Origin of the sequence: Pseudomonas syringae (assembly GCF_021606685.1) — a bacterium.
GTDB classification, from domain to species: Bacteria; Pseudomonadota; Gammaproteobacteria; order Pseudomonadales; family Pseudomonadaceae; genus Aquipseudomonas; species Aquipseudomonas syringae_R.
Map to the genome: position 1 here is coordinate 94226 of NZ_WKCB01000008.1, position 23915 is coordinate 118140.

Annotated in this window: 23 protein-coding genes; 12 read left to right on the forward strand and 11 right to left on the reverse strand. The window is 63.1% G+C overall.

Annotation, left to right across the window (positions count from 1 at the left end; genetic code table 11):
- Nucleotides 1–2: 2 nt before the first annotated feature.
- Together GIW02_RS05540 and GIW02_RS05545 are read right to left on the reverse strand one after the other, a co-directional pair.
- Nucleotides 3–1757: a bifunctional alpha/beta hydrolase/class I SAM-dependent methyltransferase gene (locus GIW02_RS05540; protein ID WP_236410563.1), complete on the reverse strand. Its 1755-nt coding sequence runs from the start codon at nucleotides 1755–1757 to the stop codon at nucleotides 3–5.
- Nucleotides 1758–1767: 10 nt separating this feature from the next.
- Nucleotides 1768–2391 (reverse strand): CDP-alcohol phosphatidyltransferase family protein, encoded by a 624-nt coding sequence (locus GIW02_RS05545; RefSeq protein ID WP_236410562.1) that lies wholly within the window; start codon nucleotides 2389–2391, stop codon nucleotides 1768–1770.
- A gap of 320 nt (nucleotides 2392–2711) precedes the next feature.
- Between GIW02_RS05545 and hflK (GIW02_RS05550) the strand changes: the two genes are divergently transcribed.
- The 5 genes from hflK (GIW02_RS05550) (at nucleotide 2712) to cfaB (ending at nucleotide 9863) form a co-directional block, all read left to right on the forward strand.
- On the forward strand, nucleotides 2712–4616 hold the full coding sequence (gene hflK, locus GIW02_RS05550; protein WP_236410561.1) for a protease modulator HflK: 1905 nt from the start codon (nucleotides 2712–2714) through the stop codon (nucleotides 4614–4616).
- Nucleotides 4617–4628: 12 nt separating this feature from the next.
- The gene (hflC, locus tag GIW02_RS05555; RefSeq protein WP_236410560.1) at nucleotides 4629–5618 is read left to right on the forward strand and encodes a protease modulator HflC; all 990 of its coding nucleotides are present in this window, start codon (nucleotides 4629–4631) and stop codon (nucleotides 5616–5618) included.
- The gene (gene hflK, locus GIW02_RS05560) at nucleotides 5615–6649 is read left to right on the forward strand and encodes a protease modulator HflK (protein ID WP_236410559.1); all 1035 of its coding nucleotides are present in this window, start codon (nucleotides 5615–5617) and stop codon (nucleotides 6647–6649) included. The genes hflC and hflK (GIW02_RS05560) overlap by 4 nt, the downstream gene beginning before the upstream one ends.
- The gene (locus GIW02_RS05565; RefSeq protein ID WP_236410558.1) at nucleotides 6646–8532 is read left to right on the forward strand and encodes a cation-translocating P-type ATPase; all 1887 of its coding nucleotides are present in this window, start codon (nucleotides 6646–6648) and stop codon (nucleotides 8530–8532) included. Before hflK (GIW02_RS05560) ends, GIW02_RS05565 begins: the two co-directional genes overlap by 4 nt.
- A gap of 146 nt (nucleotides 8533–8678) precedes the next feature.
- Nucleotides 8679–9863 (forward strand): C17 cyclopropane fatty acid synthase CfaB, encoded by a 1185-nt coding sequence (cfaB, locus tag GIW02_RS05570; protein ID WP_236410557.1) that lies wholly within the window; start codon nucleotides 8679–8681, stop codon nucleotides 9861–9863.
- A gap of 168 nt (nucleotides 9864–10031) precedes the next feature.
- Here cfaB and cls read toward each other — a convergent pair whose 3' ends face one another.
- On the reverse strand, nucleotides 10032–11471 hold the full coding sequence (gene cls / locus GIW02_RS05575) for a cardiolipin synthase (RefSeq protein WP_236417710.1): 1440 nt from the start codon (nucleotides 11469–11471) through the stop codon (nucleotides 10032–10034).
- A 130-nt stretch (nucleotides 11472–11601) separates the two neighbouring features.
- Between cls and GIW02_RS05580 the strand changes: the two genes are divergently transcribed.
- Nucleotides 11602–12123 (forward strand): DUF3617 domain-containing protein, encoded by a 522-nt coding sequence (locus GIW02_RS05580; RefSeq protein WP_236417709.1) that lies wholly within the window; start codon nucleotides 11602–11604, stop codon nucleotides 12121–12123.
- Here the strand turns inward: GIW02_RS05580 and GIW02_RS05585 are convergent.
- From GIW02_RS05585 to folE2, 6 genes are read right to left on the reverse strand one after another with little or no spacing between them, the layout of a single operon-like run.
- Nucleotides 12120–13457, reverse strand: coding sequence for a dihydroorotase (locus GIW02_RS05585; RefSeq protein WP_236417707.1), 1338 nt, complete (start codon nucleotides 13455–13457; stop codon nucleotides 12120–12122). The two genes, GIW02_RS05580 and GIW02_RS05585, sit on opposite strands and share 4 nt — an antisense overlap.
- Before the next feature lie 3 nt (nucleotides 13458–13460).
- Complete coding sequence (locus GIW02_RS05590) at nucleotides 13461–14021, reverse strand: gamma carbonic anhydrase family protein (RefSeq protein ID WP_005792581.1); 561 nt, start codon at nucleotides 14019–14021, stop codon at nucleotides 13461–13463.
- Nucleotides 14018–14896 carry a metal ABC transporter substrate-binding protein gene (locus GIW02_RS05595; protein ID WP_236417705.1) on the reverse strand — a complete coding sequence of 293 codons (879 nt, stop codon included), beginning with the start codon at nucleotides 14894–14896 and terminating at the stop codon, nucleotides 14018–14020. Before GIW02_RS05595 ends, GIW02_RS05590 begins: the two co-directional genes overlap by 4 nt.
- Before the next feature lie 11 nt (nucleotides 14897–14907).
- A complete protein-coding gene (locus GIW02_RS05600) occupies nucleotides 14908–15774 on the reverse strand; it encodes a metal ABC transporter permease (protein WP_236417703.1) in 867 nt (288 codons plus the stop codon).
- Nucleotides 15774–16442: an ATP-binding cassette domain-containing protein gene (locus tag GIW02_RS05605; RefSeq protein ID WP_236417701.1), complete on the reverse strand. Its 669-nt coding sequence runs from the start codon at nucleotides 16440–16442 to the stop codon at nucleotides 15774–15776. Before GIW02_RS05605 ends, GIW02_RS05600 begins: the two co-directional genes overlap by 1 nt.
- Nucleotides 16439–17329 (reverse strand): GTP cyclohydrolase FolE2, encoded by an 891-nt coding sequence (gene folE2, locus GIW02_RS05610; RefSeq protein ID WP_236417697.1) that lies wholly within the window; start codon nucleotides 17327–17329, stop codon nucleotides 16439–16441. Before folE2 ends, GIW02_RS05605 begins: the two co-directional genes overlap by 4 nt.
- A 128-nt stretch (nucleotides 17330–17457) precedes the next feature.
- Between folE2 and GIW02_RS05615 the strand changes: the two genes are divergently transcribed.
- Nucleotides 17458–18660: an N-acetylmuramoyl-L-alanine amidase gene (locus GIW02_RS05615; RefSeq protein ID WP_236417695.1), complete on the forward strand. Its 1203-nt coding sequence runs from the start codon at nucleotides 17458–17460 to the stop codon at nucleotides 18658–18660.
- Here the strand turns inward: GIW02_RS05615 and GIW02_RS05620 are convergent.
- Nucleotides 18657–19025, reverse strand: coding sequence for a glutamine synthetase (locus tag GIW02_RS05620; protein WP_236417694.1), 369 nt, complete (start codon nucleotides 19023–19025; stop codon nucleotides 18657–18659). The genes GIW02_RS05615 and GIW02_RS05620 overlap by 4 nt on opposite strands.
- 126 nt (nucleotides 19026–19151) lie before the next feature.
- On the opposite strand from GIW02_RS05620, the gene dksA reads away from it, so the two are divergent.
- From dksA to GIW02_RS05640, 4 genes are read left to right on the forward strand one after another with little or no spacing between them, the layout of a single operon-like run.
- The gene (gene dksA, locus GIW02_RS05625; RefSeq protein WP_236417692.1) at nucleotides 19152–19556 is read left to right on the forward strand and encodes an RNA polymerase-binding protein DksA; all 405 of its coding nucleotides are present in this window, start codon (nucleotides 19152–19154) and stop codon (nucleotides 19554–19556) included.
- Between the two features lie 26 nt (nucleotides 19557–19582).
- The gene (gene zigA / locus GIW02_RS05630) at nucleotides 19583–20791 is read left to right on the forward strand and encodes a zinc metallochaperone GTPase ZigA (RefSeq protein WP_236417691.1); all 1209 of its coding nucleotides are present in this window, start codon (nucleotides 19583–19585) and stop codon (nucleotides 20789–20791) included.
- Nucleotides 20791–21435, forward strand: coding sequence for a DUF1826 domain-containing protein (locus tag GIW02_RS05635; protein WP_236417690.1), 645 nt, complete (start codon nucleotides 20791–20793; stop codon nucleotides 21433–21435). The genes zigA and GIW02_RS05635 overlap by 1 nt, the downstream gene beginning before the upstream one ends.
- A 44-nt stretch (nucleotides 21436–21479) precedes the next feature.
- A complete protein-coding gene (locus GIW02_RS05640) occupies nucleotides 21480–22442 on the forward strand; it encodes a CobW-like GTP-binding protein (protein ID WP_236417688.1) in 963 nt (320 codons plus the stop codon).
- Here the strand turns inward: GIW02_RS05640 and GIW02_RS05645 are convergent.
- Entirely contained in the window at nucleotides 22436–22831 is a 396-nt protein-coding gene (locus GIW02_RS05645) for a DUF3301 domain-containing protein (RefSeq protein ID WP_236417687.1), read from the reverse strand. The two genes, GIW02_RS05640 and GIW02_RS05645, sit on opposite strands and share 7 nt — an antisense overlap.
- Nucleotides 22832–22948: 117 nt before the next feature.
- On the opposite strand from GIW02_RS05645, the gene pdxY reads away from it, so the two are divergent.
- A complete protein-coding gene (gene pdxY / locus GIW02_RS05650) occupies nucleotides 22949–23821 on the forward strand; it encodes a pyridoxal kinase PdxY (RefSeq protein WP_236417685.1) in 873 nt (290 codons plus the stop codon).
- Nucleotides 23822–23915 lie beyond the last annotated feature (94 nt).

Here is a 23915-nt window from a genome sequence, read left to right on the forward strand (position 1 = left end):
GCTCAGATCTTCTGCGCCAGGGACACGGTAAAGATGCCCCATTCATCCACACGCTGGGTGATCTTGCGGAAACCGGCGGCCTCCACCAGCTGGTCCATTTCTGCCTGGCTGCGACGGCGCATCACCCAGGCCTGGCCCTGGCGGTGGCTGGTCAATGCACGGGCGATAAGCTCCAGCTGCGGGTGCCACGGTTGGCCGGTGTAGACCAGGTAACCACCTGGCTCCACGGCCTCGGCCAGGCCGGCCAGCGAACCGCCGACCATGCCGTTGTCGGCAAACAACTCGTACAGCCCGGACACCACGGCCAACGTCGGCTTAGGGTCGAGTGCCGCCAAATCCAAGCGGTCGAACGCATCGCCTTTGACGAACTGCGCGATATCCCCCAGGCCTTTCTCGCGGATCAGCGCTCCGCCGTCGCGCACGTTGATGTCGCTGTAGTCACGCAGCAGGATCGATTCCGGCAGCGGCGACACGCCCTGCAAGGCTTCGAGAATGTAACGGCCATGGCCGGCGGCGATGTCGACGATGCGCACTTCCCGACCTTGAGTGCGCAATGAGGCCATGGCCAGGCGCAGCAGCTCTTCGACGTTCAGTTTGCGCTGGCGAATGCCGCGCCAGCCGATGGAGTTGAGGTAGTTGGTGTCGATCATCCGCCCCAGCCCGCCCTTGCCGGTGGGTTTGTTGCGGTACACGTAGTCGAGGGTGCTGCCGGAATCGAAACCGGTGTCGAAGCCCAGTTTCACCCCGTCCGACAGATTCTTGCCCAGGCCCATGCTGGCGCGGGTCAGCCGCCAGTACAGGTCACGCAGGGAATTACGTGGCAGCGGCGCAGCGAGGGCTTCGGACTCGGCGCAGGTCGCGCCAATTTTGTCGGCATCCAGCAGGCTGGCGCGGTCCAGCGGGTGCGCGAAGTTCTGCAGGATAAAGCGCCTCGCGCTGCTGACGGCCACTGCGCGGTCGCGTTCGCCCAGGGTGTCGTGGAAGAAGCCGGGCAGGATGTGCAGCTCTTTTTTCAGGCTGCCGAGGCGCTCGAAAAATTGCTGCTGGGGTTTGCGATGCACCACAAAGTCGGAGCCGGAAACCAGCAGCTGAGTCGGCACCTGAATCGCTTGGGCATCGGCTACAACGCGGTCGGCGGCTTCGTACAGGCCCAGCAGCACATTCACCGAGATTGCTTTAGTGATCAGCGGGTCGCTGTCGTAGGACGCTACGCGCTCCGGGTCATGGCTGAGGAATTTGGCCTTGACGTAACTGTTGACGAAAAAATTGCCGCGAAACCGGCGCATCAACGCCAGGCCAGGGCGGGCGAACGGCACGTAGAGCTTGACCTTGAATGCCGGGGAGGCCAGCACCAGCGCGCGGATTTTCGGCGCGTAGTCATGCACCCAGGTGGCTGCGATCACCGCACCGACGCTTTGCGCGATCACCGCCAAATTTTCCGCCTCGATGCCATAGGTCGCGCCGATATGGTCGCAGAAGGTCTGCACGTCGCGGGCACTGGTGGCGAAGCTCGGGCTGTCGCCGCGTGCGCCGGGGGATTGGCCATGGCCGCGGGCGTCCCAGGCGAAGAAGTCGAACTGCGGCAGGTTCAGTTCATCGACGAGGTGGGCGATCCGTCCCGAGTGTTCATGGCCGCGATGGAACAGCACGATGGCCTTGCGTGGCTCGCCCTGCGTTGCAGCACTGGCCGGCCAGTGCCGGTAAAAAAGCTCGACGCCATCATGGGTACCAAAGGTGTGCTCTTGCTGTTCGCGCATCGCAAAATCCTTATGCAGAAGGGGAAGATTCTGGGTGTTCCTTGAGGCCCTGACGCACCCGGTTGACCAGGGTGTAGGCGAGCAGGGCAGCGACCAGCCACATCACCGCGTCGACCCAGCCGGCACCGAGCCAGCCCAGTGCAACACCGGTGGCCAGCACGCCGAGTACGAAAGCCCGATCACTCTTGCCCATGGGGCCGTCATAGCGCCGCGATGCGCCGACCATCGGCCCCAGCACGCCGGCGTATTCGCTGAACACCGCCAGCAGCGCCACCAGCAGCACGGGCGCCAGGCTCACGCCGGGGATCAGCGCGAAGGGCAGGATCAGCGCGCTGTCGGCAATTACGTCGCAGAGTTCGTTGAGGTAAGCGCCCAGGCGCGACTGCTGGCCGAATTCGCGCGCGAGCATGCCGTCGATGGCGTTGAGCGCCATGCGCAGGATCATCCACAGCGGAATCAGCGCAAACAGCCACACATACTGGGCGAAGCTGGCGATCAACAGGCCGACCAACAGCGACACCACGCCGGCCAGCACAGTGATTTGATTCGCGGTGGTGCCGTTGTCATAGAGGCGCTGCACCAGAGGACGCAGCAGGTTTTGAAAACGCGGTTTGAGCTGATAGATCGAAATCATGGGAGGTGACGCTTCCTTGTCCGTGAACCCGCGAAAAACTGCTTGGGAGTGTGCCCGATTATTCATCGCGTGCACCAGCGATAGCGCGTGTTTATGGGGGGTTAGTCACGGTCTTGAGCGCGATGAAGGGCAAATGTGGGAGGGGGCTTGCTGCCGATAGCGGTCTGCTGGTTGATGCATGTGCTGATTGATCCACCGCCATCGGGAGCAAGCCCCCTCCCACAGGGTGTGTGGGGTCTGTAAAAACGGTGTTTTTCGAACAAAAATTTCACGCTGCGTGTTATATCGTAACGAATTGTGTGCAGACGGGCGTTGAGTGGATGCAAGTGGATCTGGAAGCTGACGGCGCCTCGGTTGAGAGCCTCGCGCGTTTTCAACAAGGGCTGTTCCATGCCCGTCGATTGCGCCAAGCCGGGATCAGCCTGACGGCACTGGCCATTGCCGGCTGGGTATTGGCGTTGTTTGTCGCGCTGTTTGCGCCGTTGTCGATCTGGCCGGTGGTGTTGATCAACTGTGCTTCGGCCTTGTTGGTGCTGGTGGCTGGGCTGCAGTCGGCGTGGTGGGTGGCCGATTGGCGTGCCCAGGCGTTGGAGCCGCCGGCGGCCGACGTATCGGTTGAAGACACCGGCCGCTACGCCCGCCTTGTCGGGCGCGTTGGCAGGCAGATCGGGGCGCCGGTGTTGTGGCTCGGCGGCTGGGCGCTGCTGGCGCTGGTCAGCATCATGGAGTTCTGGAACCTAGCCTTGCCAGTCGCTGCGGTGGGGCAATCGGCCAGTGTCGGTGCCGCGTTGGGGTTGGCCCTGGCGTTTGGCTTGCTGGTATTCGAACGCCGCCTGGCCCAGGAAACCCCCGCGCAATGGCCAGAGGCCTCGCAGTTGGCACAGCTGAGCCGGGTGGCGATTATCTGCTTGCTGGTCAGTGCAGTGTGCCTGCTGTTTGCCGGGGCTGAGTCCGTCTGGCCGTTGCGCCTGGCGGTGCTGATCGGGCTGCTGCCAGCGCTGGTGGCGGTGGAGTTTCTATTAAGGGGTGCGCTGTCGCTGTTCAGCCCGCGCCAGCCGCGCCTTGAACCGCGCCTGATGGCGCAAAGCTTTATCGCCGGCCTGCTGCGCTGGCCACCGCAACCGTTGCTGGCTTTGCAGCATGAGTTGCACAACCGCTTTGGCATCGACCTGCGTCAGATCTGGGCATTTACCTACATGCGCCGGGCGTTTTTGCCGGTGCTGCTGGTGGTGCTGGCGCTCGGCTGGGCGCTGACTGGCGTGCACGAAGTGGCCCTGCAAGGCCGTGGGATTTATGAGCGTTTTGGCAAACCCGTCGAGGTGTTCGGCCCCGGTTTGCATACCGGCCTACCCTGGCCTCTGGGCCGCGTCATTAGCGTGGAAAACGGCGTGGTGCATGAGCTGGCCACCAGTGTCGGTGAAGCCGCGAAGCCCGATCTGGCGCCTGCCGAAGGCCCGCCGCCGGCGATTGCCAATCGGTTATGGGACGCCAGCCATGTGAATGACAAATCCCAGGTAATCGCCAGCAGCAGCGGCGACAAGCAGAGCTTCCAGATCGTCAATATGGATGTGCGTTTTGTCTACCGTATCGGCCTGACCGACCAGGCCGCCCTGGCCGCTACCTACAATAGCGCGGATGTGCCGACCCTGATCCGCAGCACCGCCAGCCGCATCCTGGTGCATGACTTTGCCTCGCGCACCCTCGACGAATTGCTCGGCGAACAGCGCACCCGCCTCGCCGACGAAATCGGCCGCGCCGTGCAGGCGGACCTGCAACAGCTCGACAGCGGTGTAGAGATTCTGGCGACTGTGGTGGAAGCCATCCACCCACCGGCCGGTGCCGCCAACGCCTACCACGGTGTGCAAGCCGCGCAGATTGGCGCCCAGGCATTGATCTCCCGCGAGCGCGGCGCCGCCAGCGAACAGACTAACCAGGCCTTGCTGCAAGCCAGCACCGCCCGTGACCAGGCCGTGGCCACCGCCCGCGAGGTAAGCGCTGGCGCCCAGGCGGCCGACCTGCGCTTTGCCGCCGAACAAAAAGCCTACGCCGCGGCTGGCCAGGCTTTCGTGCTGGAGCAGTATCTCGGCCAACTCAGCCAGGGCCTGGCCCACGCCAAGTTGCTTATCCTGGATCACCGCCTGGGCGCCGACGGCGCACCGACGATCGATCTGCGTTCCTTTACCTTGCCGGCCGATCCCTCGGCGCCGCGTAAAGCCGTTCAATAAGGAGTCTGTCTGTTGAGCGCTCATTCTCACGATCACGGTCATCATCATGGCCATCACCACCACCACCATCATGGCGATGCACAGGCTGCCGGGCCTTTCCCTTGGCGGCGCATGGCCTGGGCGCTGCTGCTCGTGTTGTTTGCCGTGGCAGCGGCGAGCCTGGTGCAAGTGCGCTCCGGTGAGGCCACGGTGATTACTCGCTTCGGCAACCCGTCACGGGTGCTGCTGGAACCGGGCCTGGGCTGGCGCTGGCCGGCGCCGTTCGAAGCCGCGATCCCGGTGGACTTGCGCCTGCGTACCACGTCCAGCGGCTTGCAGGATGTGGGCACCCGCGATGGCCTGCGCATTATCGTGCAGGCCTACGTGGCGTGGCAGGTGCAGGGCGATGCCGAGAATGTGCAACGCTTTATGCGCGCGGTGCAGAACCAGCCGGATGAAGCGGCGCGGCAGATTCGAACCTTTGTCGGCTCGGCGCTGGAAACCACGGCGGCGAGCTTTGACCTGTCCAGCCTGATCAACACCGACGCCAGCCAAGTGCGCATTGCCGAGTTCGAAGCGCAGTTGCGTGCGCAGATTGATCAACAATTGCTCACCACCTATGGCGTGCGTGTGGCACAGGTCGGCATCGAGCGGCTGACGTTGCCGTCGGTGACGCTCACGGCCACGGTCGACCGCATGCGCGCCGAGCGCGAAACCATCGCCACCGAACGCACCGCCGTGGGCAAGCGTGAGGCGGCGCAGATTCGCTCCGCCGCCGAGCGTGATGCACGCATCGTGCAGGCCGATGCCACGGTGAAAGCCGCCGATATCGAAGCGCAATCGCGGGTTGAAGCTGCGCAGATTTATGGCCGCGCCTACGCGGGCAACCCGCAGCTGTATAACCTGCTGCGCTCGTTGGATACCTTGGGCACGGTGGTCACGCCGGGCACCAAAATCATCCTGCGCACCGACGCGGCGCCGTTTCGTGCGTTGGTGGACGGGCCCAAGGACGTTCAGCCATGACCGAGCGCCACAGCCCGGACAGCCCGTGGATTCAGGCCGGACGCCTGACCTTCCTGGCGCTGTATGGAGTAACGGTGTTGGCCGCGTTGGCCTGGGCATTTTCCAATGTGCGCCAGATCGACCCGCAGAACCGCGCCGTGGTGTTGCACTTTGGCGCGCTGGACCGCATCCAGAATGCCGGCCTGTTGCTGGCCTGGCCGCAGCCGTTCGAGCAGGTGGTGTTGTTACCGGCGGCGGACCGCGTGATCGAGCGGCGGGTGGACAACCTGTTGCGTTCCGATGCGGCGCTCCAGGCCGACCGCGTGGCCAGCTTTGCCACGCCGTTGAGCGACGCGCTGGCCGGTTCCGGTTACCTGCTGACCGGTGATGCCGGCGTGGTACAGCTGGATGTGCGGGTGTTCTACAAGGTCACCGAGCCGTATGCCTTCGTGTTGCAGGGCGAGCATGTGTTGCCGGCGCTGGATCGCCTGGTGACGCGCAGCGCGGTGGCTCTGACGGCGGCGCGGGACCTGGACACGATCCTGGTGGCTCGCCCGGAACTGATCGGCACCGACAACGGCGCCGCCGAACGGCGCGAACGGCTGCGCGGCGATCTGGTGCAAGGGATCAACAAGCGCCTGGCGGCGCTGACCTCCAGCGGTGTGGGGTTGGGCATTGAAGTCACCCGCGTTGACGTGCAGTCGAGCCTGCCGGGGCCGGCGGTGAATGCCTTCAATGCTGTTCTGACTGCCAGCCAGCAAGCCGACAAGGCGGTGGCCAATGCACGCACCGATGCGGAAAAGCTCACCCAAACCGCCAATCAGCAAGCCGACCGACTGCTGCAAGTCGCCCATGCCCAGGCCAGTGAACGCCTGGCCAGTGCCCAAGCGCAAACCGCCACCGTCGCCAGCCTGGCCCAGGTGAAAGACCCGGGCCTGCTGTTGCGCCTGTACCGCGAGCGCTTGCCCAGGATTCTCGGCCAGGCCGGTTCTGTGACCACGGTCGACCCTAAAGACGACTCCCGCTTGATCATCCAGGGAGCCGAACAATGAGTGCACCCATGCTGACCTCCGCCGAGCAGCGCAGCGCTGCCCGGCAATTGACCCTGGCCATGTTGGCGTTGGGCTTGCTGATACTGGGCCTGGTGTGGCGCTGGCTGGCGCCGGACCAGAGTGGCGTGAGCCAGTTGTTGCTTGGCGTGGCATCCCTGCTGGTGGCCGTGCCGGTAATGCGCTCGGCCTGGTACAGCCTGCGCTTTCCGAGCCTGCATGGCATCACCGACCAACTGATCGCCCTGGCGATGATGGGCGCGTGGGCGACCGGCGACCTGCTGACCGCCGCGTTGCTGCCGATCATCATGATCTTTGGCCATGTGCTGGAAGAGCGCAGCGTGATCGGCTCGCAAGAGGCGATCCATGCCCTCGGCAAGCTGACTCGCAGCCATGCGCGGCGGGTGCAGGCGGACGGCAGCATTGTTGAAGTGGACAACGGCACGCTGTGTACCGGCGATATCGTTGAAGTGCGCGCCGGTGACCGGGTGCCTGCCGATGGCGTGGTGCTGTCCGGCCAGGCGAGCCTGGACACGGCGCCGATCACCGGCGAGTCGGTGCCATTGGAAGCCCGTGCGGGTGTGCAGGTGTTCGGCGGCGCGATCAACCTCGATGGCCTGTTGCGCCTGGAGGTGACCCGTACCGGTAATGAGTCGACCCTGGGCAAAGTCATCGCGCTGATGCAGAACGCCGAGCGTTCCAAGCCGCCCATCACGCGGCTGCTGGAGCGTTACGCCGGCAGCTATATGGTGCTGGTGCTGTTGCTGGCGGCGGTGACCTGGTTTGTGACCAACGATGCTCAGGCCATGCTGGCCGTGCTGGTAGCTGCGTGCCCCTGTGCCTTGGTGCTGTCGGCACCGGCCACGGCGATTGCCGGGATTGCGGTGGCGGCGCGCCACGGCATTTTGATTCGCAGCTCGGCGTTCCTCGAGGAGCTGGCGGACCTGACCTCGCTGGTGGTCGACAAAACCGGCACCCTGACCTTTGGCACCCTGCGTTTGCAGTCCATCGAGACCAGCGCGCCGGACCGCCAAGTGGTGCTGAACCTGGCGGCCAGCCTCGGCTCGGCCAGCAGTCACCCGGTCAGCCGGGCCCTGGCAGGGTTGGCGACGCAGGCGCAGTTGCTGGCGCTGACCGATATTCGCGAACGCCAGGGACTGGGCGTGGTGGCACAGACCGCGCAGGGCGAGGCTGCGTTGGGGCGGCCGGAGTTGTTCGAACACTTGGGCATCGTCACCACCGCCGTCCCCAACCACGACGGCCCGATCGCCGGGCTGGCGCTGAATGGCGAGTTTCTGGCCTGGCTGTTGCTGGCCGACAGCGTCAAGCCGGAAGCGCGTCAGGCCCTACAGGAACTGCGGGATTTGGGCCTGGGCCGGCAACTGCTGCTGACCGGCGACCGCCAAAGTGTGGCCGACAGCCTTGCGCTGGACGTGGGCATCAGTGATGTCGAAGCCCAGGCGCTGCCCGAGGACAAGCTCAACCGCGTATTGGGCGAGATCGGCAGCGGCTTTCGGCCGATGGTGGTGGGCGACGGCATCAACGACTCCCTGGCGCTCAAGGCCGGTGTGGTCGGTGTGGCCATGGGGGCGGGCGGCGCGGACATCGCGCTGGCGTCGGCGGACGTGGTGTTGATCGGCAGCGACCTGCGCCGGCTGGGCACCTGCGTGCGCTTGAGTCGCCAGTGCCGTCAGACGTTGCAGGTCAACGTGATCATCGGTTTGGGCTGGACCCTGGCCATCGTGGTGTTTGCCGCGTTTGGCTGGTTGGGTGCCGCAGGCGCAATGATTGCGGCGGTGCTGCATAACCTCAGCACCTTGCTGGTACTGGGCAATGCCGGGCGTTTGCTGCGCTTTCAGGAGCCGCTTTTGAAGCTCGAAGACTGATTTTCAGAACTGTGCATCGAACCGGCGGTCACTCGTGTAGAGGGCGCCGGGCTCCATAGAGGAACGCTATGAAATCGATAGCCTCCTACTTTGTCTTGGGATGGTCTACCCTCACAGCAGACGTCTGAAACAAGGGGGGACTACTCATGCTCGCGCAACTTCCACCGGCCTTACAGAATCTTCAGCTACCGCTGCGTCTTCGACTCTGGGACGGCCATGAATTCAACTTGGGCCCAGAGCCCAGTGTGACCATCGTGGTGAAGGACCCCACCGTCGTCACTCAACTGACCCATCCCACGCTCGACTCACTGGGCGAAGCCTTCGTCGAGGGCAAACTGGAGCTGGAAGGCTCTATCTCCGAGGTCATTCGGGTTTGTGATGAGTTGAGTCACGCCCTGATCGACGACGATGAAGACCGTCGTCCCGTGCGCTCGATCCACGACAAGGCCACTGATGCAGCAGCCATTTCCTACCATTACGACCTGTCCAACGAGTTCTACCAGCTGTGGCTGGACCAGGACATGGCGTACTCCTGCGGGTATTTCGAAACCGGCAGCGAATCCATCGACCAGGCCCAACAAGACAAATTCCGCCACCTGTGCCGTAAATTGCGGCTGCAGCCTGGGGAGTATTTGCTCGACGTAGGCTGCGGTTGGGGCGGGCTGGCACGGTTTGCGGCGCGGGAGTTCGGGGTCAAGGTGTTTGGCATCACGCTGAGCAAAGAGCAGTTGGCACTGGCCCGGGAGCGGGTGAAGGCCGAAGGCCTGGAAGACCAGGTCGACCTGCAACTGCTGGATTACCGCGACCTGCCCCAGGACGGCCGGTTCGACAAAGTGGTGAGCGTGGGCATGTTCGAGCATGTGGGCCACGCCAACCTGGCGGAGTACAGCAAGACCTTGTTCGGCGCGGTGCGTGAAGGCGGCCTGGTGATGAACCATGGCATTACCGCCAAGCACACTGACGGCCGCCCAGTGGGCCGTGGCGCCGGGGATTTTATCGAGCGTTATGTGTTCCCCAACGGCGAGTTGCCGCACTTGGCGATGATGACTGCCGAGCTCAGCGAAGTCGGGCTGGAAGTGGTCGACGTCGAAAGCCTGCGCTTGCACTACGCGCGCACCCTGGACCATTGGAGCGAGCGCCTGGAAGACAACCTGGAAGCGGCGGCGAAGATGGTGCCCGAACAGGCGTTGCGCATCTGGCGGCTGTACCTGGCCGGTTGCGCCTATGCGTTTGCCCGGGGCTGGATCAACCTGCACCAGATCCTGGCGGTGAAACCCCATGCCGATGGCAGCCATGAACTGCCGTGGACGCGGGAGGATATCTACCGCTGAATTTCGGTTAGGCAAACAACTCGGTAAAAATGTGGGAGGGGCGGTGCGACGATTCGACTTGCCCCCGATAGCGGTACGTCAGCCAGCTGATCTGGCACTGATACACCGCTATCGGGGGCAAGTCGAATCGTCGCACCGCCCCTCCCACATTCAGATCTTCGGCGTTTGTTAGAGAATCGGTGAAATAAGCCGCGCCACCCGCATGCCCAGCTGCTGCAGGCGGCGGGTTTCGCGGCTTTCTTCCTGGCTGACTTCATGGGCCAGGGCAAAGTCGTCCAGCAGCATGTGCTCGACTTGTTTGGCGAACGCTTCGTCGACGGTGAGCAACATCACTTCAAAATTCAGCCGGAACGAACGGTTGTCCATGTTCGCACTGCCAATCGCGCTGATTTCGCTGTCCACCAGCACCACCTTCTGATGCAGAAAGCCCGGCGTGTAGCGGAACACTCGCACGCCAGCGCGTACCGCTTCAATCGCGTAAAGGCTGGAGGCGGCGTAGACGATACGGTGGTCGGGCCGTGAGGGCAGCAACAGGCGCACATCGACGCCGCGCAGCACCGCCAGGCGCAGCGCGGCAAACACGGCTTCGTCGGGGATGAAATACGGGCTGGTGATCCACACGCGCTCGGTCGCCGCATGGATGGCCTCGACGAAAAACAGCGAGCAGGTTTCATACGGATCGGCCGGGCCGCTGGCAAGCAATTGGCAGAGCACACCGTCTTCGGGGTAGGCGTCCGGCAAGATCAGCGGCGGCAACTCGCGTGCGGCCCAGAACCAATCTTCGGCGAACGATTCCTGCAGGCACGCCACGACTGGGCCGGTGACTTGCACGTGGGTATCGCGCCACGGCGCCAGTGGCGGTTTTTTGCCCAGGTATTCATCGCCGACGTTATGCCCGCCGACGAACCCGGTCAGGCCGTCCACCACCACGATCTTGCGATGGTTGCGGAAGTTGACCTGGAAGCGATTGAGCCAGCCGCTGCGGGTGGCGAATGCCTTGACCTGCACCCCGGCGTCGCGCAGCGACTGGACGTAGCGATGGGGCAGGGCGTGGCTGCCGATGCGGTCGTAGAGCACGTAGATGCTTACGCCTTGTGCAGCCTTTTCCTTCAGCAAAGCATGTAGCTGTCTGCCAAGCTCATCGTCATGGATGATGAAAAACTGGAACAGCACGGCGGTCTTCGCGTTGCGAATGGCCTCGAAGATTGCGCTGAAGGTGGCATCGCCATTGATCAGCAGCTGCACTTCATTGTTGGCCAGGCATGGCATGCGGCCCAGCTTGGGCATGGCGCGCAGGGACGCATAGGCGCTGGAGTTGCGCGCGGCCAGGGCCTCCTCGACCCACGGGCGCCAGTTCAGCTCGGTGATGGCGGTGTGCATTTCCTGGTTGGCCTGACGCCGCGCCTGGATATACGCGTCGAAGGTACTGCGGCCGAAAATCAGGTAGGGGATCAGCGTGAGGTAGGGCATGAACATCAGCGACAGGGCCCAGGCGATCGAGCCTTGGGCGGTCCTGACGGTCAGCACCGCGTGGATCGCGGCGAGGGTTCCGAGAAAGTGCAACGTGGCAATGAAGTAGGCGAGCAGGTGCGGGCCAAAAAAATCCATGAACGACATCACTCCAGACAATCCAGTGCCTAACAGACCATGAACGGCTACGAATGTCGCTATTTTATTTGCCGTGCAACACTGGCGCTTTCGCGACGTCTAACGCCCACAATTACCCAGGAGTTACCCGATGAATGCTCGTCTGCTTGGTTTAGCCATGGTTATTGGTTTGTCGCTGCCGGTGGCCGCACAGGCGCAGATGCTGGCGCCGGGCTTGTGGGAATTGACCACCAGCAATATGAAAGTTGATAACCAGGACCTGCCGGACCTGTCGCTGATCCTCGGTCAGCTCAAGCAACAGATGACCCCGGAACAGCGCGCGATGCTGGAAAAACAAGGCATCACCATGGCCGGTAAAGGCGTACAGGTATGCCTTACGCCGGCCCAGGTGGCCTCTGACTCGATCCCCCTGACCGACCCGCAATCGGGCTGCAAACAGGAAGTGACCGACAAGACCGGCAACCAGTGGAAATTCCGTTTCAGCTGTCCGAAAGCCCAGGGCACTGGCGTGGCGACTTTCCAAAGCCAGAAGGAATTCACCACCACCGTCAACGGCACCTTCAATGCCACCGGTGTCCAGCAGAAGGGCAGCCTGGACAGCCACGCGCAATGGCTGGGTACCGACTGCGGAACGGTCAAACCACGCGCTTAACGCAGAAAGTGCAGGGGTAAGCCCTGGCAACTGTCGACCACCTGGCCGTTGTGCCAGGCCAGGTGGCCTGACACCAGCGTGGTGCTGACGCTGTGACGAAAGCTGCGCTCGGCAAACGGCGTCCAGCCGCAGCGAGCAAGGATCGGCTGGCTGCTGACCGGCTTGCCGGCGGGTTCGGGCTTGATCAACACCAGGTCGGCCCAATACCCTTCGCGCAGATAACCTCGGTCCGGGATGGCGAACAGGTCAGCGACCCGATGGCTGGTTTTGGCCACCAGGGTGGTCAGGGGCAGCAGCCCGTCGGCCACCAACTCCAACAACGCCGGCAGCGCGTGCTGCACCAGCGGTAACCCCGACGGCGCTTGACGATACCCCAACTGTTTTTGTGCCCAGGTATGCGGCGCATGGTCAGTGCCAATCACGTCCAGACGGTCACTCAACAAGGCTGCACGCAGGGCGTCGCGGTCGGCGCGGGTCTTGATCGCCGGGTTGCATTTGATCTGGTGGCCGAGGCGGTGATAGTCGTGGTCATCAAACAGCAGGTGGTGCACGCAGACTTCGGCGGTGATGCGTTTGTCCGCCAGCGGCTTGTCTTCGAACAGCTGCAGTTCACGGGCGCTGGTCAAGTGCAGCACATGCAGGCGCGTACCAAAGCGCTTGGCCAACTCCACCGCATAAGACGACGAGCGATAACACGCCTCGGCATCCCGGATCAGCGGGTGAGCGACGGCCGGGATCTTGTCGCCGAAGCGTTCGCGCAGGCGCTGTTCGTTGGCCAGGATGCTCGGCGTGTGTTCGCAGTGGGCCAGCAGGATGGTCGGCACCTCGGCGAACAGGCGTTCCAGAATGCGCGGGTCATCCACCAGCATATTGCCGGTGGAGGCACCCATGAACACTTTGACCCCGGCCACTTCGCACGGGTCGAGGGCGGCGACGGTGTCGAGGTTGTCGTTGCTCACCCCAAAGTGAAAGCCGTAGTTGGCCACTGAGTGCAAAGCGGCGCGGCGCTTTTTATCGGCCAGCGCTTCCAGGTTCAGGGTGGCCGGCTGGGTGTTGGGCATGTCCATGAAACTGGTGATGCCGCCTGCCACTGCAGCCCGGGATTCGCTGTAGAAGCTGCCCTTGTCCGGCGCGCCGGGCTCGCGAAAGTGCACTTGGTCATCGATCATGCCGGGCAGCAACCACTGGCCCTGCGCGTCGATGGCCACGGGCGCGTTGCAGCCTTCGATGCTGCTGGCGATCTTCTCGATACGGCCATTGCCGATGAGCACATCGGCGTCGAATTCCTGGCCTTCATTCACCAGGCGGGCATTGCGGATCAGCAGGCGGCTCATGGTTCAGAACTCGTTTTGCAGGGCTTTGTAGCCGCGCACCAGGTCGACGTTGGTGCGGGCCACGTCTTCAGAAAATTCCGAGGCGCTGACGCTCACCGGCGGGAATTGCGACAGGTCGGTATTCGGCCCGATGCGGGTGGTGGAGGGCACGTAGAAGGCGGCGGGCAAGTCGCGGCCGTCGACCACCGAGTTGTGACGCACCACGCAGCCGTCGCCCACGGCGCAGTTGAACAGCACGCTGTTAAAGCCTATGAACACGCGGTCGCCAACCGTGCAGGGGCCGTGGACGATGGAGCGATGCGCGATCGAAGTGAACTCGCCAATGGTCACTGCCGCGCCGGACTTGGAGTGGATAACCACGCCGTCCTGGATGTTCGAATTGGCGCCAATGGTGATCGGGTCCATGGCGCCGCTGGCGTCGACTTCATCCGCGCGGATCACGGCGTAGGGGCCGACGAACACGTTCTCGCCGATGATGACCTTGCCGCAGATGATCGCGGTTTTGTCGACGTAGGCCGATTCGGCAATGACCGGCAGATCGCCGGAAGGGTTCTTGCGGATCATGGTTGGCTCAGTGCAGCGCAGAGGGTGTTGAGGTTGTATTCGAACAGCCCGGTGAAGGTGCTGGCCGGGCCTTCTGCGGCGAGGGCGTCGGAGTACAGCGTGCCGCCGATCTGCGCGCCGCTTTCATCCGCGATCTGCTTGAGCAGGCGCGAGTCCTTGATGTTCTCCATGAACACGGCCTTGACCTTGTCTTTGCGAATCTGGGTGATCAGCGCAGCGACTTCGGCGGCGGACGGTTCACGCTCGGTCGACAAGCCTTGGGGGGCGAGGAACTGAATGCCATAGGCCTGGCCCAGGTAACCGAAAGCGTCATGGGAGGTGACGATGCGGCGGTTGCCCGGTGGCAGGGCGCCGAACCGGGCCTTGGCTTGGGCGAGCAGCCGGTAGATCTCCTTGAGGTAGGCCTGGCTGGTGCGCAGGTAGTCGGCCTTGTTGGCCGGGTCGGCGGCGATCAGGGCCTTGGTGATGTTGTTGACGTAGATTTCGGCGTTGGCCAGGTTATGCCAGGCGTGTGGGTCGGGGATGGTTTCGCCGTCTTCCTCCATGGTGTGGGAAATCACGCCTTTGCTGGCGGTGACCACGGTGGCCTTGGTTTCGGTGCTGCTGACCAGGCGGTCCAGCCAGGGCTCGAAGCCAAGGCCGTTCTTGATGATCAGCTTGGCCTTGAGCAGCGCCTTGGCGTCGTCGGGGGTTGGCTCGTAGGTGTGCGCATCGGCATCGGGGCCGACCATGTTGCTGATCTGGATGTGATCACCGCCGATCTGGTGGGTGATGTCATCGAGAATACTGAAGCTGGTAACCACTTGGAGTTTGTCGGCGGCCTGAGCCGTCGATAAGCACAGGACGAGACTGAACAGCACGAGTAGAGCGCGCATCGGGAAACACCTCATTGGGATGTAAGCAAGGGCGCACGGCGCAGCAAGCCGTGCACCGGACCAAAGACCACGGACAACAGGTACCCAGCCCCGGCCACCAGCACAATCGCCGGGCCGCTGGGCAGTGAGTAGTAGAACGAGAGCAACAAGCCCAGCCACACCGACAGGCATCCCAGCACCGCCGATATTGCGATCAACACCGGCAGGCGCCGGCTCCAGAAACGTGAAGCAATGGCCGGCAACATCATCATGCCTACCACCATCAAGGCGCCGATGGCCTGGAAGCCGATCACCAGGTTCAGCACCACTAGGGTCAAAAACAGCCCGTGGGCCAGTGGGCCGAGGCGGCTGACGGTCTGCAGGAACAACGGGTCGAGGGTGTCCAGCAGCAACGGTTTGTAGATCAGCCCCATTGCAATCAGGCTGAAGCCGCTGACCCAGAGCATGCCGGTCAGGGTGGTTTCATCGACCGCCAGCGCCGAGCCGAAGAGCAGGTGCAGCAGGTCCAGGCGCTTGCCGGCAATGCCGAGGATCAGCACACCGGCAGCCAGGGAGATCGGGTAGATGGCGGCCAGGCTCGCGTCTTCGCGCAGGCCGGTGCGGCGAGTGATCCATGCCGACAAACCGGCCATGCTCAGCCCGGCGCCGAGGCCGCCGATGGTCAATGCGGGCAGGCTGAGCCCGGCGAACCAGAAGCCCAGGGCGGCGCCGGGCAGGATGCCATGGGCCACGGCGTCACCAATCAGGCTCATGCGGCGCAGGATCAGAAACACCCCCAGCGGCGCGGTACTGCAGGCAAGCACCAGCCCGCCGATCAGGGCGCGGCGCATGAACACAAAGTCGCAAAAAGGCATCCACAGGTGTGCGGCGAAGTGCATCAGGCCACCTGCATCTGAGGTTGCGGGCGGATCAGTTCTTTGCTCGCGCCGAACACGCAACCTGTGCTTTTGACCTGCAGCACTTGCGGGGTGTGGTGGCGCACGGAGGCGAGGTCATGACACACCACCACCAGCGTACGGCCTTCATCGTGCCAGGCGTGGATGTGTTTCCAGCACAGCGCCTGGCCATCTTCGTCGAGCGCGGCATGCGGTTCGTCGAGCAGCAACACTGGCGAATCGGCCAGGCTCATGCGGGCGAGCAGGGCGCGTTGCAACTGGCCGCCAGACAAGGCCATCAAGGGGCGTTGTTCCAGGCCACTGAGGCACCAGTCTTCCAGCACGGCGTGTAAACGCAGGCTGCGTTGTTGCGGGGTGAGCTGGGTGCCCCAAAAACCGGCAGCCACCAGCTCTTGCAGGCTGATTGGGAATTGGCGATCGAGGTGCTGCTGCTGGGGCAGGAACGCCAGGCCGCCGCGCCGTGGCACCTGCACGGTGACCTTGCCGGCCAAGGGCTTTTGCAGGCCGGCGATGACTTTGAGCAGGCTGCTTTTACCGCAGCCGTTGGGGCCGATCACGCCGGTGAGGCTGCCTTGTTCCAGGGTGAAATCGACTGCGGGCGTCAGCGGTTGGCCGGGAGCGCCCCAGCGCAGGGCGTTGCAGGTGATCATGCAGAGTGTCTCGTCCAGCGGCTTTCAGCCACGGCATCGTGCGCGTGCAGGCTTTCGGCGTGGATCACTTTGAGGTGGAAGGCTTTGACGGCATCCGAGCGTTTCAAGGCGAGGTTCAGGCGGCGGGCGGCGTCTTCGCAGAACATCAGGTTCTGCCCGTTGGCCAGGGCGAAGGCTTGTTCGTCCGCACGTTTCACGGCGGTTTGCACGGCGGTGCCGAGGGCGGCTTCGACGTTATCGATCAACGCGGTAAGCGGCAGTTGGTCGCCTTGCAGCTGGACATGCAACTGCGCGCTGCTGCGTTGGCTATGGGGCGTAGCGACAATGCCATCAGCACTGCCGAGCCAGGTCAGTACGTCTTCATGCTGCAACGGCGTGTTGGCAAAGTCTTGAAGAAATTGCTGCTGAATCAACTGCCTGGCGAGCGCAGCTGAGCAAGGGCAGGTTGAGGAATAGGTAACGTCAATTTTTAGTTCCACGTGGAACATCTGATTTTCCAAACGCGCTTCGATGCTCACCGGGTAGCGCTTCCAGCCGGCCAATGGGCTGACCAGCGCCGTGCGTTTGAGCAGCAAATCGGTGTGGATCCGCAGGTAGGCGTTCTCAGATAAACCTTCATGACTGTCGAGAAAACGCTGCAGTACATTACGCAGAAGTGCGGGCGTAAGGGCCTGCTGATCGAGCATTTCCAACGCCAGGTACAGGCGTGACATATGGATGCCACGGGCGCTGCCATCGTCAAGGCTGACGCCTGCATCGGCAGTGGCGGTCAGGTGTTGGCCATCGATAAGGATCGGCAGGGCGATGCCGCACATGCCTACCCAATCGAGTGGCAAGGCTTGGCGTGAAGCCTGCGCGGCGATATCCGGCAGAGTCAGCGCATTCATGAGCAGGTCCATCGTTGGAAATAAAAAGACATGTTATATTATAACCATTGAGTCGACGAAGATTTTTCTGCTCCGGCCTTTTCTCAGTCATGTCGAGTAGGGACGCTCCTCTATTTGCGGTATTTGTCATGCACAGACGTCAGCTCCTTAACCTGCTTCTGGCGAGCCCCCTGTTCACCTTGCCCTTCACCGCGTCGGCAGCGCAGATCCGCAACGCCCGCCTGTGGCGCTCGGAGGACAAGCTGCGGCTGGTGTTCGACCTCAGCGGGCCGGTGCAATACAAAACCTTTTCCCTGAGTGCGCCCGAACGCCTGATCATCGACCTCAGCGGCGCTGGCCTCAGTGGTGATTTTTCTCAGTTGGCTTTGGAGAACAGCGGCATTACGTCGATACGCTCCGGGCATTTCGGCAAAGGCGATACGAGGATTGTGCTGAACCTGGCCGCGCCGATGCAGCTCAACAGCTTTCTATTGCCGCCTCAGGATGGCCAAGGCCATCGCCTGGTGCTGGACCTTCGCAGCGTTACTCAGGTGCCTCGCCACATTGCAGCCCAACCCTCACCGCCGGTGGATAAGGCGCATCCCAAGCGCGACATCATCGTGGTGGTCGACCCCGGCCACGGCGGCAAGGACCCCGGCGCCGTCGGCTCCAAGGGGCAGCGCGAAAAAGACGTGGTGCTGTCCATCGCCCAACTGCTGGCCAAACGCTTGAAGCGCGAGAAGGGCTTCGACGTGAAGCTGGTGCGCAACGACGACTTCTTTGTGCCGCTGCGCAAGCGCGTGGAAATTGCCCACAAGCACAACGCCGACATGTTCATCTCGGTGCACGCCGACGCGGCGCCGCGCATCACCGCGTCGGGCGCTTCGGTGTATGCCTTGTCCGAAGGCGGCGCCACGTCCGCCACTGCGCGGTTCATGGCGCAACGCGAAAACGGCGCCGACCTGCTGGGCGCTACCAGTTTGCTCAACCTCAAGGACAAGGACCCGATGTTGGCCGGGGTGATTCTCGACATGTCGATGAACGCCACCATCGCCTCCAGCCTGCAGCTGGGCAGCTCGATCCTGGGCAGCCTGGAAGGCATCACCTCCTTGCATCAGAAACGCGTGGAGCAGGCCGGGTTCGCGGTGCTCAAGTCACCGGACGTGCCGTCGATCCTGGTGGAAACCGGGTTTATCTCCAATGCCCGGGACAGCGCGCGGCTGGTCACGGCGCGGCATCAACAGGCGGTTGCCGATGGCTTGTTCGAGGGCCTGAAAAAATACTTCCAGAAGAACCCGCCAATGAATAGCTACATGGCCTGGGTGCAGGAACAGAAAGACGCCCAGGCCTAACAGCCGGTTATCCGGCTGCAGGTGAACTTGGCGCTGGCGCCCCCCGAGCTGGAGAACCGGTTGAGGGTGGTCCAGCCCACGCGCCGTGTGTAGCCGACCCATGCTTCACCATCCGACGCCAACCCGGTGAAGAACGTCAGCTGCCCATAGCGACTGTTGGTCTGTGCCCAATAGCGTTTGCCGATCACCTCAAACCCCCTCAAATACGTGGTGCTGCCCACCGTCGCCACGCTGTAGGCATTGCCCAACGGATCCACGCAGGCCAGCAGGTTGGCGCTGCGCGTGCAGTGGGCCAACGGGCTCGGTGCCTGGGCACAGGCGGGGCCTGCCGCTGCCAATATCAGGGCGCACACCAGGTATTTCATAGGGGTTCTCGGGGGGTGGGGGAGGGCCAAGCATTGCGCCCTTCGTCGCGGTGAGCAAGGGGGATTGGCTTATTTGTATTGTTATACTATAACATAAAACAACAGCCTGACCCGTGAACAGCTTCCATGACTGAACAAGACCTTCTGGCCCAGCCCCCCGCCGATTACATGAACGAAGCCCAGCAAGGTTTCTTCCGTGCGCTGTTGCTGGCCCAGCGCAATGAGCTGCAAGCGCGTATCGACGCGGAGTTCCAGCTGCTGCGCGAGCAGGAAACCAACAGCGACCCCGCCGATGTAGGCAGCGCCGAAGAACAGCGCCAGTGGCAACTGCGCCTGCTGGAGCGCGAAAAAAAGCTGTTGGACAAGATCGACGACGCCCTGGAATTGCTGGCCCGTGGCGAATACGGCTGGTGCCGCGAAACCGGCGAGCCCATTGGCCTGCAACGCCTGCTGCTGCGCCCCACGGCCACCCTGTGTATCGAAGCCAAAGAACGTGAAGAGCTGCGCGAACGCCATAAACGAGCGATCTGACCGGCCAACCTGATGAGGAATACCTGATGCCCAATCGTCTCCCCGTTACCGTGTTGTCCGGCTTTCTCGGCGCCGGTAAAAGCACGCTGCTCAACTACGTCCTGCGTAACCGCGAGAACCTGCGGGTGGCGGTGATCGTCAATGACATGAGCGAAATCAACATCGACGGCAGCGAGGTTCAGCGCGACGTCACCCTCAACCGTTCTGAAGAAAAACTGGTGGAGATGAGCAACGGCTGCATCTGCTGCACCTTGCGGGAAGACTTGCTTTTAGAAGTCGGAAAACTCGCCAAGGAAGGTCGGTTCGATTACCTGTTGATTGAATCCACCGGCATTTCCGAACCCTTGCCCGTGGCCGAAACCTTCACCTTTCGCGATGAAAACGAGCAAAGCCTCGCCGATATCGCGCGCCTGGACACCATGGTCACGGTGGTCGACGGCATGAATTTCCTGCTCGACTACCAGGCCGCCGAAAGCCTGGCCTCGCGGGGTGAAACCCTCGGCGAAGAAGACGAACGCTCGATCACCGACCTGCTGATCGAGCAGATCGAATTCGCCGACGTGATCCTGATCAGCAAGATCGACCTGATCAGCAGCCGCGAGCGCGAGGAGCTGATGGCGATCCTCGAGCGCCTCAACGCCCAGGCGGAAATCATCCCGATGGTCATGGGCGAAGTGCCGCTGCACAAGATCCTCAACACCGGCCGTTTCGACTTCGAACGTGCCGCCCAAGCCCCAGGCTGGTTGCAGGAGCTGCGCGGCGAGCATGTGCCGGAAACCCAAGAGTACGGTATCGCTTCCACCGCCTATCGCGCGCGTCGTCCGTTTCACCCGCAACGCTTTTTCGACTTTATCGACCGCCCGTGGGTCAACGGCAAACTGCTGCGCTCCAAGGGCTTCTTCTGGCTGGCCAGCAAGCACCAGGACGCCGGCAGCTGGTCCCAGGCCGGTGGCCTGATGCGCCACGGGTTTGCCGGGCGCTGGTGGCGTTTTGTGCCGAAAAGCCAATGGCCACAGGACGAAGAAAGCGTGGCGGCAATCATGGGTAACTGGCAACTGAGCACCGGCGATTGCCGCCAGGAACTGGTGTTTATCGGGCAGAACATCGACTTCGCACAGATGCGCGCCGAGCTGGACGCCTGCTTGCTCACCGATGCAGAAATGGCCCTGGGCGTCGAAGGTTGGCGCCAACTGGCCGACCCCTTTGGCCCCTGGTATGAGGAGGCAGCCGCCTGATGTTGGCCCAAGTGATTGCGTTACGCCCAGTGATCCGCCAAACCCGCGGCGAAACCCCGCTGGCGCTGTCCGAGATCCTCGAAGACGGCGTCAACCTGGCGCTGTGGCAGCGCCAACTGCCGTTGCACATTGCCGAGTTTGGCGCGTTGCTGGTGGCGCTCAACGAACCGTTGGCGGACTCGATGGTGATCGAACTCAACAGCGAGGACGCCGAGCCGAATTTGCACGGTCTGGCGGCCAGTTGCCGTGATCTTGAAGGCTACGAAGGCTTTATCGCCGATGTGTCGTGGCTGGTCAGCGCGTTTGCGTGCCTGCTCGGTGCCAAGCGCATCGGTGTGCGCCTGCGGCTGTTGGACAAGGCCATGTGCCCGCGTTTTCACGTGGACCACGTGCCGGTGCGGCTGATCACCACCTATGCCGGCATCGGCAGCCAGTGGCTGCGCGAAGGCGTGATGGACCGTCGCAGGCTGAGCGAGCCTGATGCTGAACCCCGCGAGCGCATCGAGCAGATCCAGTGCGGTGAAGTGGCCTTGCTCAAAGGCACAAAATGGCACGGCAATGAGGGCTACGGCCTGATCCATCGCTCGCCGGCCCTCAAGGCGGATGAACGTCGCTTGATCCTGACGCTGGATTGGCTGGCATAACCGGGTAGGATCAAGCTCTCTACACGGTCTGAATGATGCCCCTCATGCTGCAGAACATTCCCACCCACGTGATCGCCGGGCCTTTGGGCGCCGGCAAGACCAGCCTGATCAAGCACCTGCTCGGCCAGCGCCCGGCCAATGAGCGTTGGGCGGTATTGATCAACGAGTTCGGGCAGATCGGCCTGGATGCCGCCTTGCTCACCCAGGACGACGACGGCATTGCCCTGGGCGAAGTCGCCGGCGGCTGCCTGTGCTGTGTGAATGGTGCACCGTTCCAGGTAGGCCTGGGCCGCCTGTTGCGTAAGGCCAAGCCGGACCGGCTGTTTATCGAGCCTTCGGGCCTGGGGCATCCGGCGCAGTTGCTCAAGCAATTGCGCGAAGCGCCCTGGCAGACCGTGCTGGCGGTTCAACCCTGCGTGCTGGTGCTGGATGCCCAAGCCCTGGCGGCGGGCAAGCCTTTACCGCCAGCCCAGCAGGATGCACTGGCCAGCGCCGGGCTGCTGGTGTTGAACAAGGAGGAAGGGCTGGAGGCTGCGCAACGCCAGGCCGTCGAACGACAATTACCCGATTGCCCGCTGTATTGGACGCGCCAGGCACAACTACCCCTCGACCAGTTGCCCGGCCTCACGGCGCAGGCTAAAGCCGCTGTGGATAACCTTGAGGTGCCCAAGGGGCTTGCGCAAATGCCGGCCATTTGGACTGATCCCACACAGCCGATCTGCCTGAGCCAGGCGCAGGACGGCGGCTGGAGCATCGGCTGGCGCTGGCATCCGAGCCAGCAATTCGACACCCCGCGCCTGCATGAATGGCTGTCAGGCCTTGAATGGCGCCGCGCCAAGCTGGTTATCCACAGTGCCGAAGGTTGGGTGTCCGCCAACGCTGTGGATAACCGCCCGCTCATTTGGCAACCCAGTGAATGGCGCCGCGACTCGCGTATCGAGTTGATCTTCAGCGCACCACAGGACATGGCCGCATTGCAGGCCGCCCTGGCCGCCTGCCGTTACTGACGGGTCTTGGTGGCGTGGTCCTGGCGCCATTGGCTCAGTTCGATAACTTCGGCGCTGGGCAGCGGTTCCTTGGCCTCGAACGGGTAGGGCGCCAGTTCGATCTGCGCACTGTGGGCGCCAAATTGGGTGATGACGCCCGCGTGCCGGGTTTCGCCGGTCACGGTAAATTCAAAATTATAGACCCGCGCCAGGCGCCGCCGACCGTTGGCATCCTTCACAAAGCCGATGCGCTTGAGCGCCACCGCACCGTCCAGCAGCTCGATATCGAGCTTGGCGCAATGCTGCTTGACCCGCTCCAGCGCGCGTTCGCGCAGGCCGTGGTTGTGCCACACCCAGGCGGCAGCGGTCGCCAGCAGCATCAACACGAAGATGTTTCCCAGGGTCAGCATGCGAAGAACTCCAACAAAGTGAGGGCAGCTTAACTGTGTCGCCGGTCTGTCGTACAGGCTGCGTTTAGTCGCATACTGCGCGGCCAGAATTTCAATGGCTTTACGGAAATCCCCTGCATGAAACGCACACCTCATCTGCTTGCGATCCAGTCTCATGTGGTCTTTGGCCACGCCGGAAACAGCGCCGCCGTGTTCCCCATGCAGCGGGTCGGGGTGAACGTCTGGCCGCTGAACACGGTGCAGTTCTCCAACCACACACAGTATGGTCAGTGGGCGGGCGAAGTGTTGGCGCCGCAGCAGATTCCGGCATTGGTGGAAGGCATCGCTGCGATTGGCGAGCTGGGCAACTGCGATGCCATCCTGTCCGGCTACTTGGGCAGTGCCGACCAGGGCCGCGCCATCCTCACCGGCGTAGCGCGCATCAAGGCCATCAACCCCAAGGCCCTGTACCTGTGCGACCCGGTGATGGGCCACCCGGAAAAGGGTTGCAGCGTGCCTCAGGAGGTGAGTGATTTTCTGCTCGACGAAGCCGCCGCCATGGCCGACTTCCTGTGCCCCAACCAGCTGGAGCTGGACAGCTTTGCCGGGCGTAAACCGCAGTCGCTGTTCGATTGCCTGGCGATGGCCAAGGCCCTGCTGGCACGCGGGCCCAAGGCCGTACTGGTCAAACACCTGGATTACCCGGGCAAGCTGCCGGACGGTTTCGAGATGCTGCTGGTGACCGCTGAGGGCAGCTGGCACTTGCGTAGGCCGCTGTTGGCATTCCCGCGTCAGCCGGTGGGCGTTGGCGACCTGACCTCGGGGCTGTTCCTGGCGCGTGTACTGCTGGGCGACAGCCTGTTGGCCGCCTTTGAGTTCACTGCGGCGGCGGTGCATGAGGTGCTGCTGGAAACCCAGGCCTGCGCCAGTTACGAGCTGGAGCTGGTGCGGGCGCAGGATCGGATTGCTCATCCCCGCGTGCGCTTTGAGGCCACCCCGATAGGCTTGTAAGTACGCAAAACCTAATGTGGGAGCGGGCTTGCTCGCGAAGGCGGAGTGTCAGTCAATTATTCAGTGACTGACACTCCGCCTTCGCGAGCAAGCC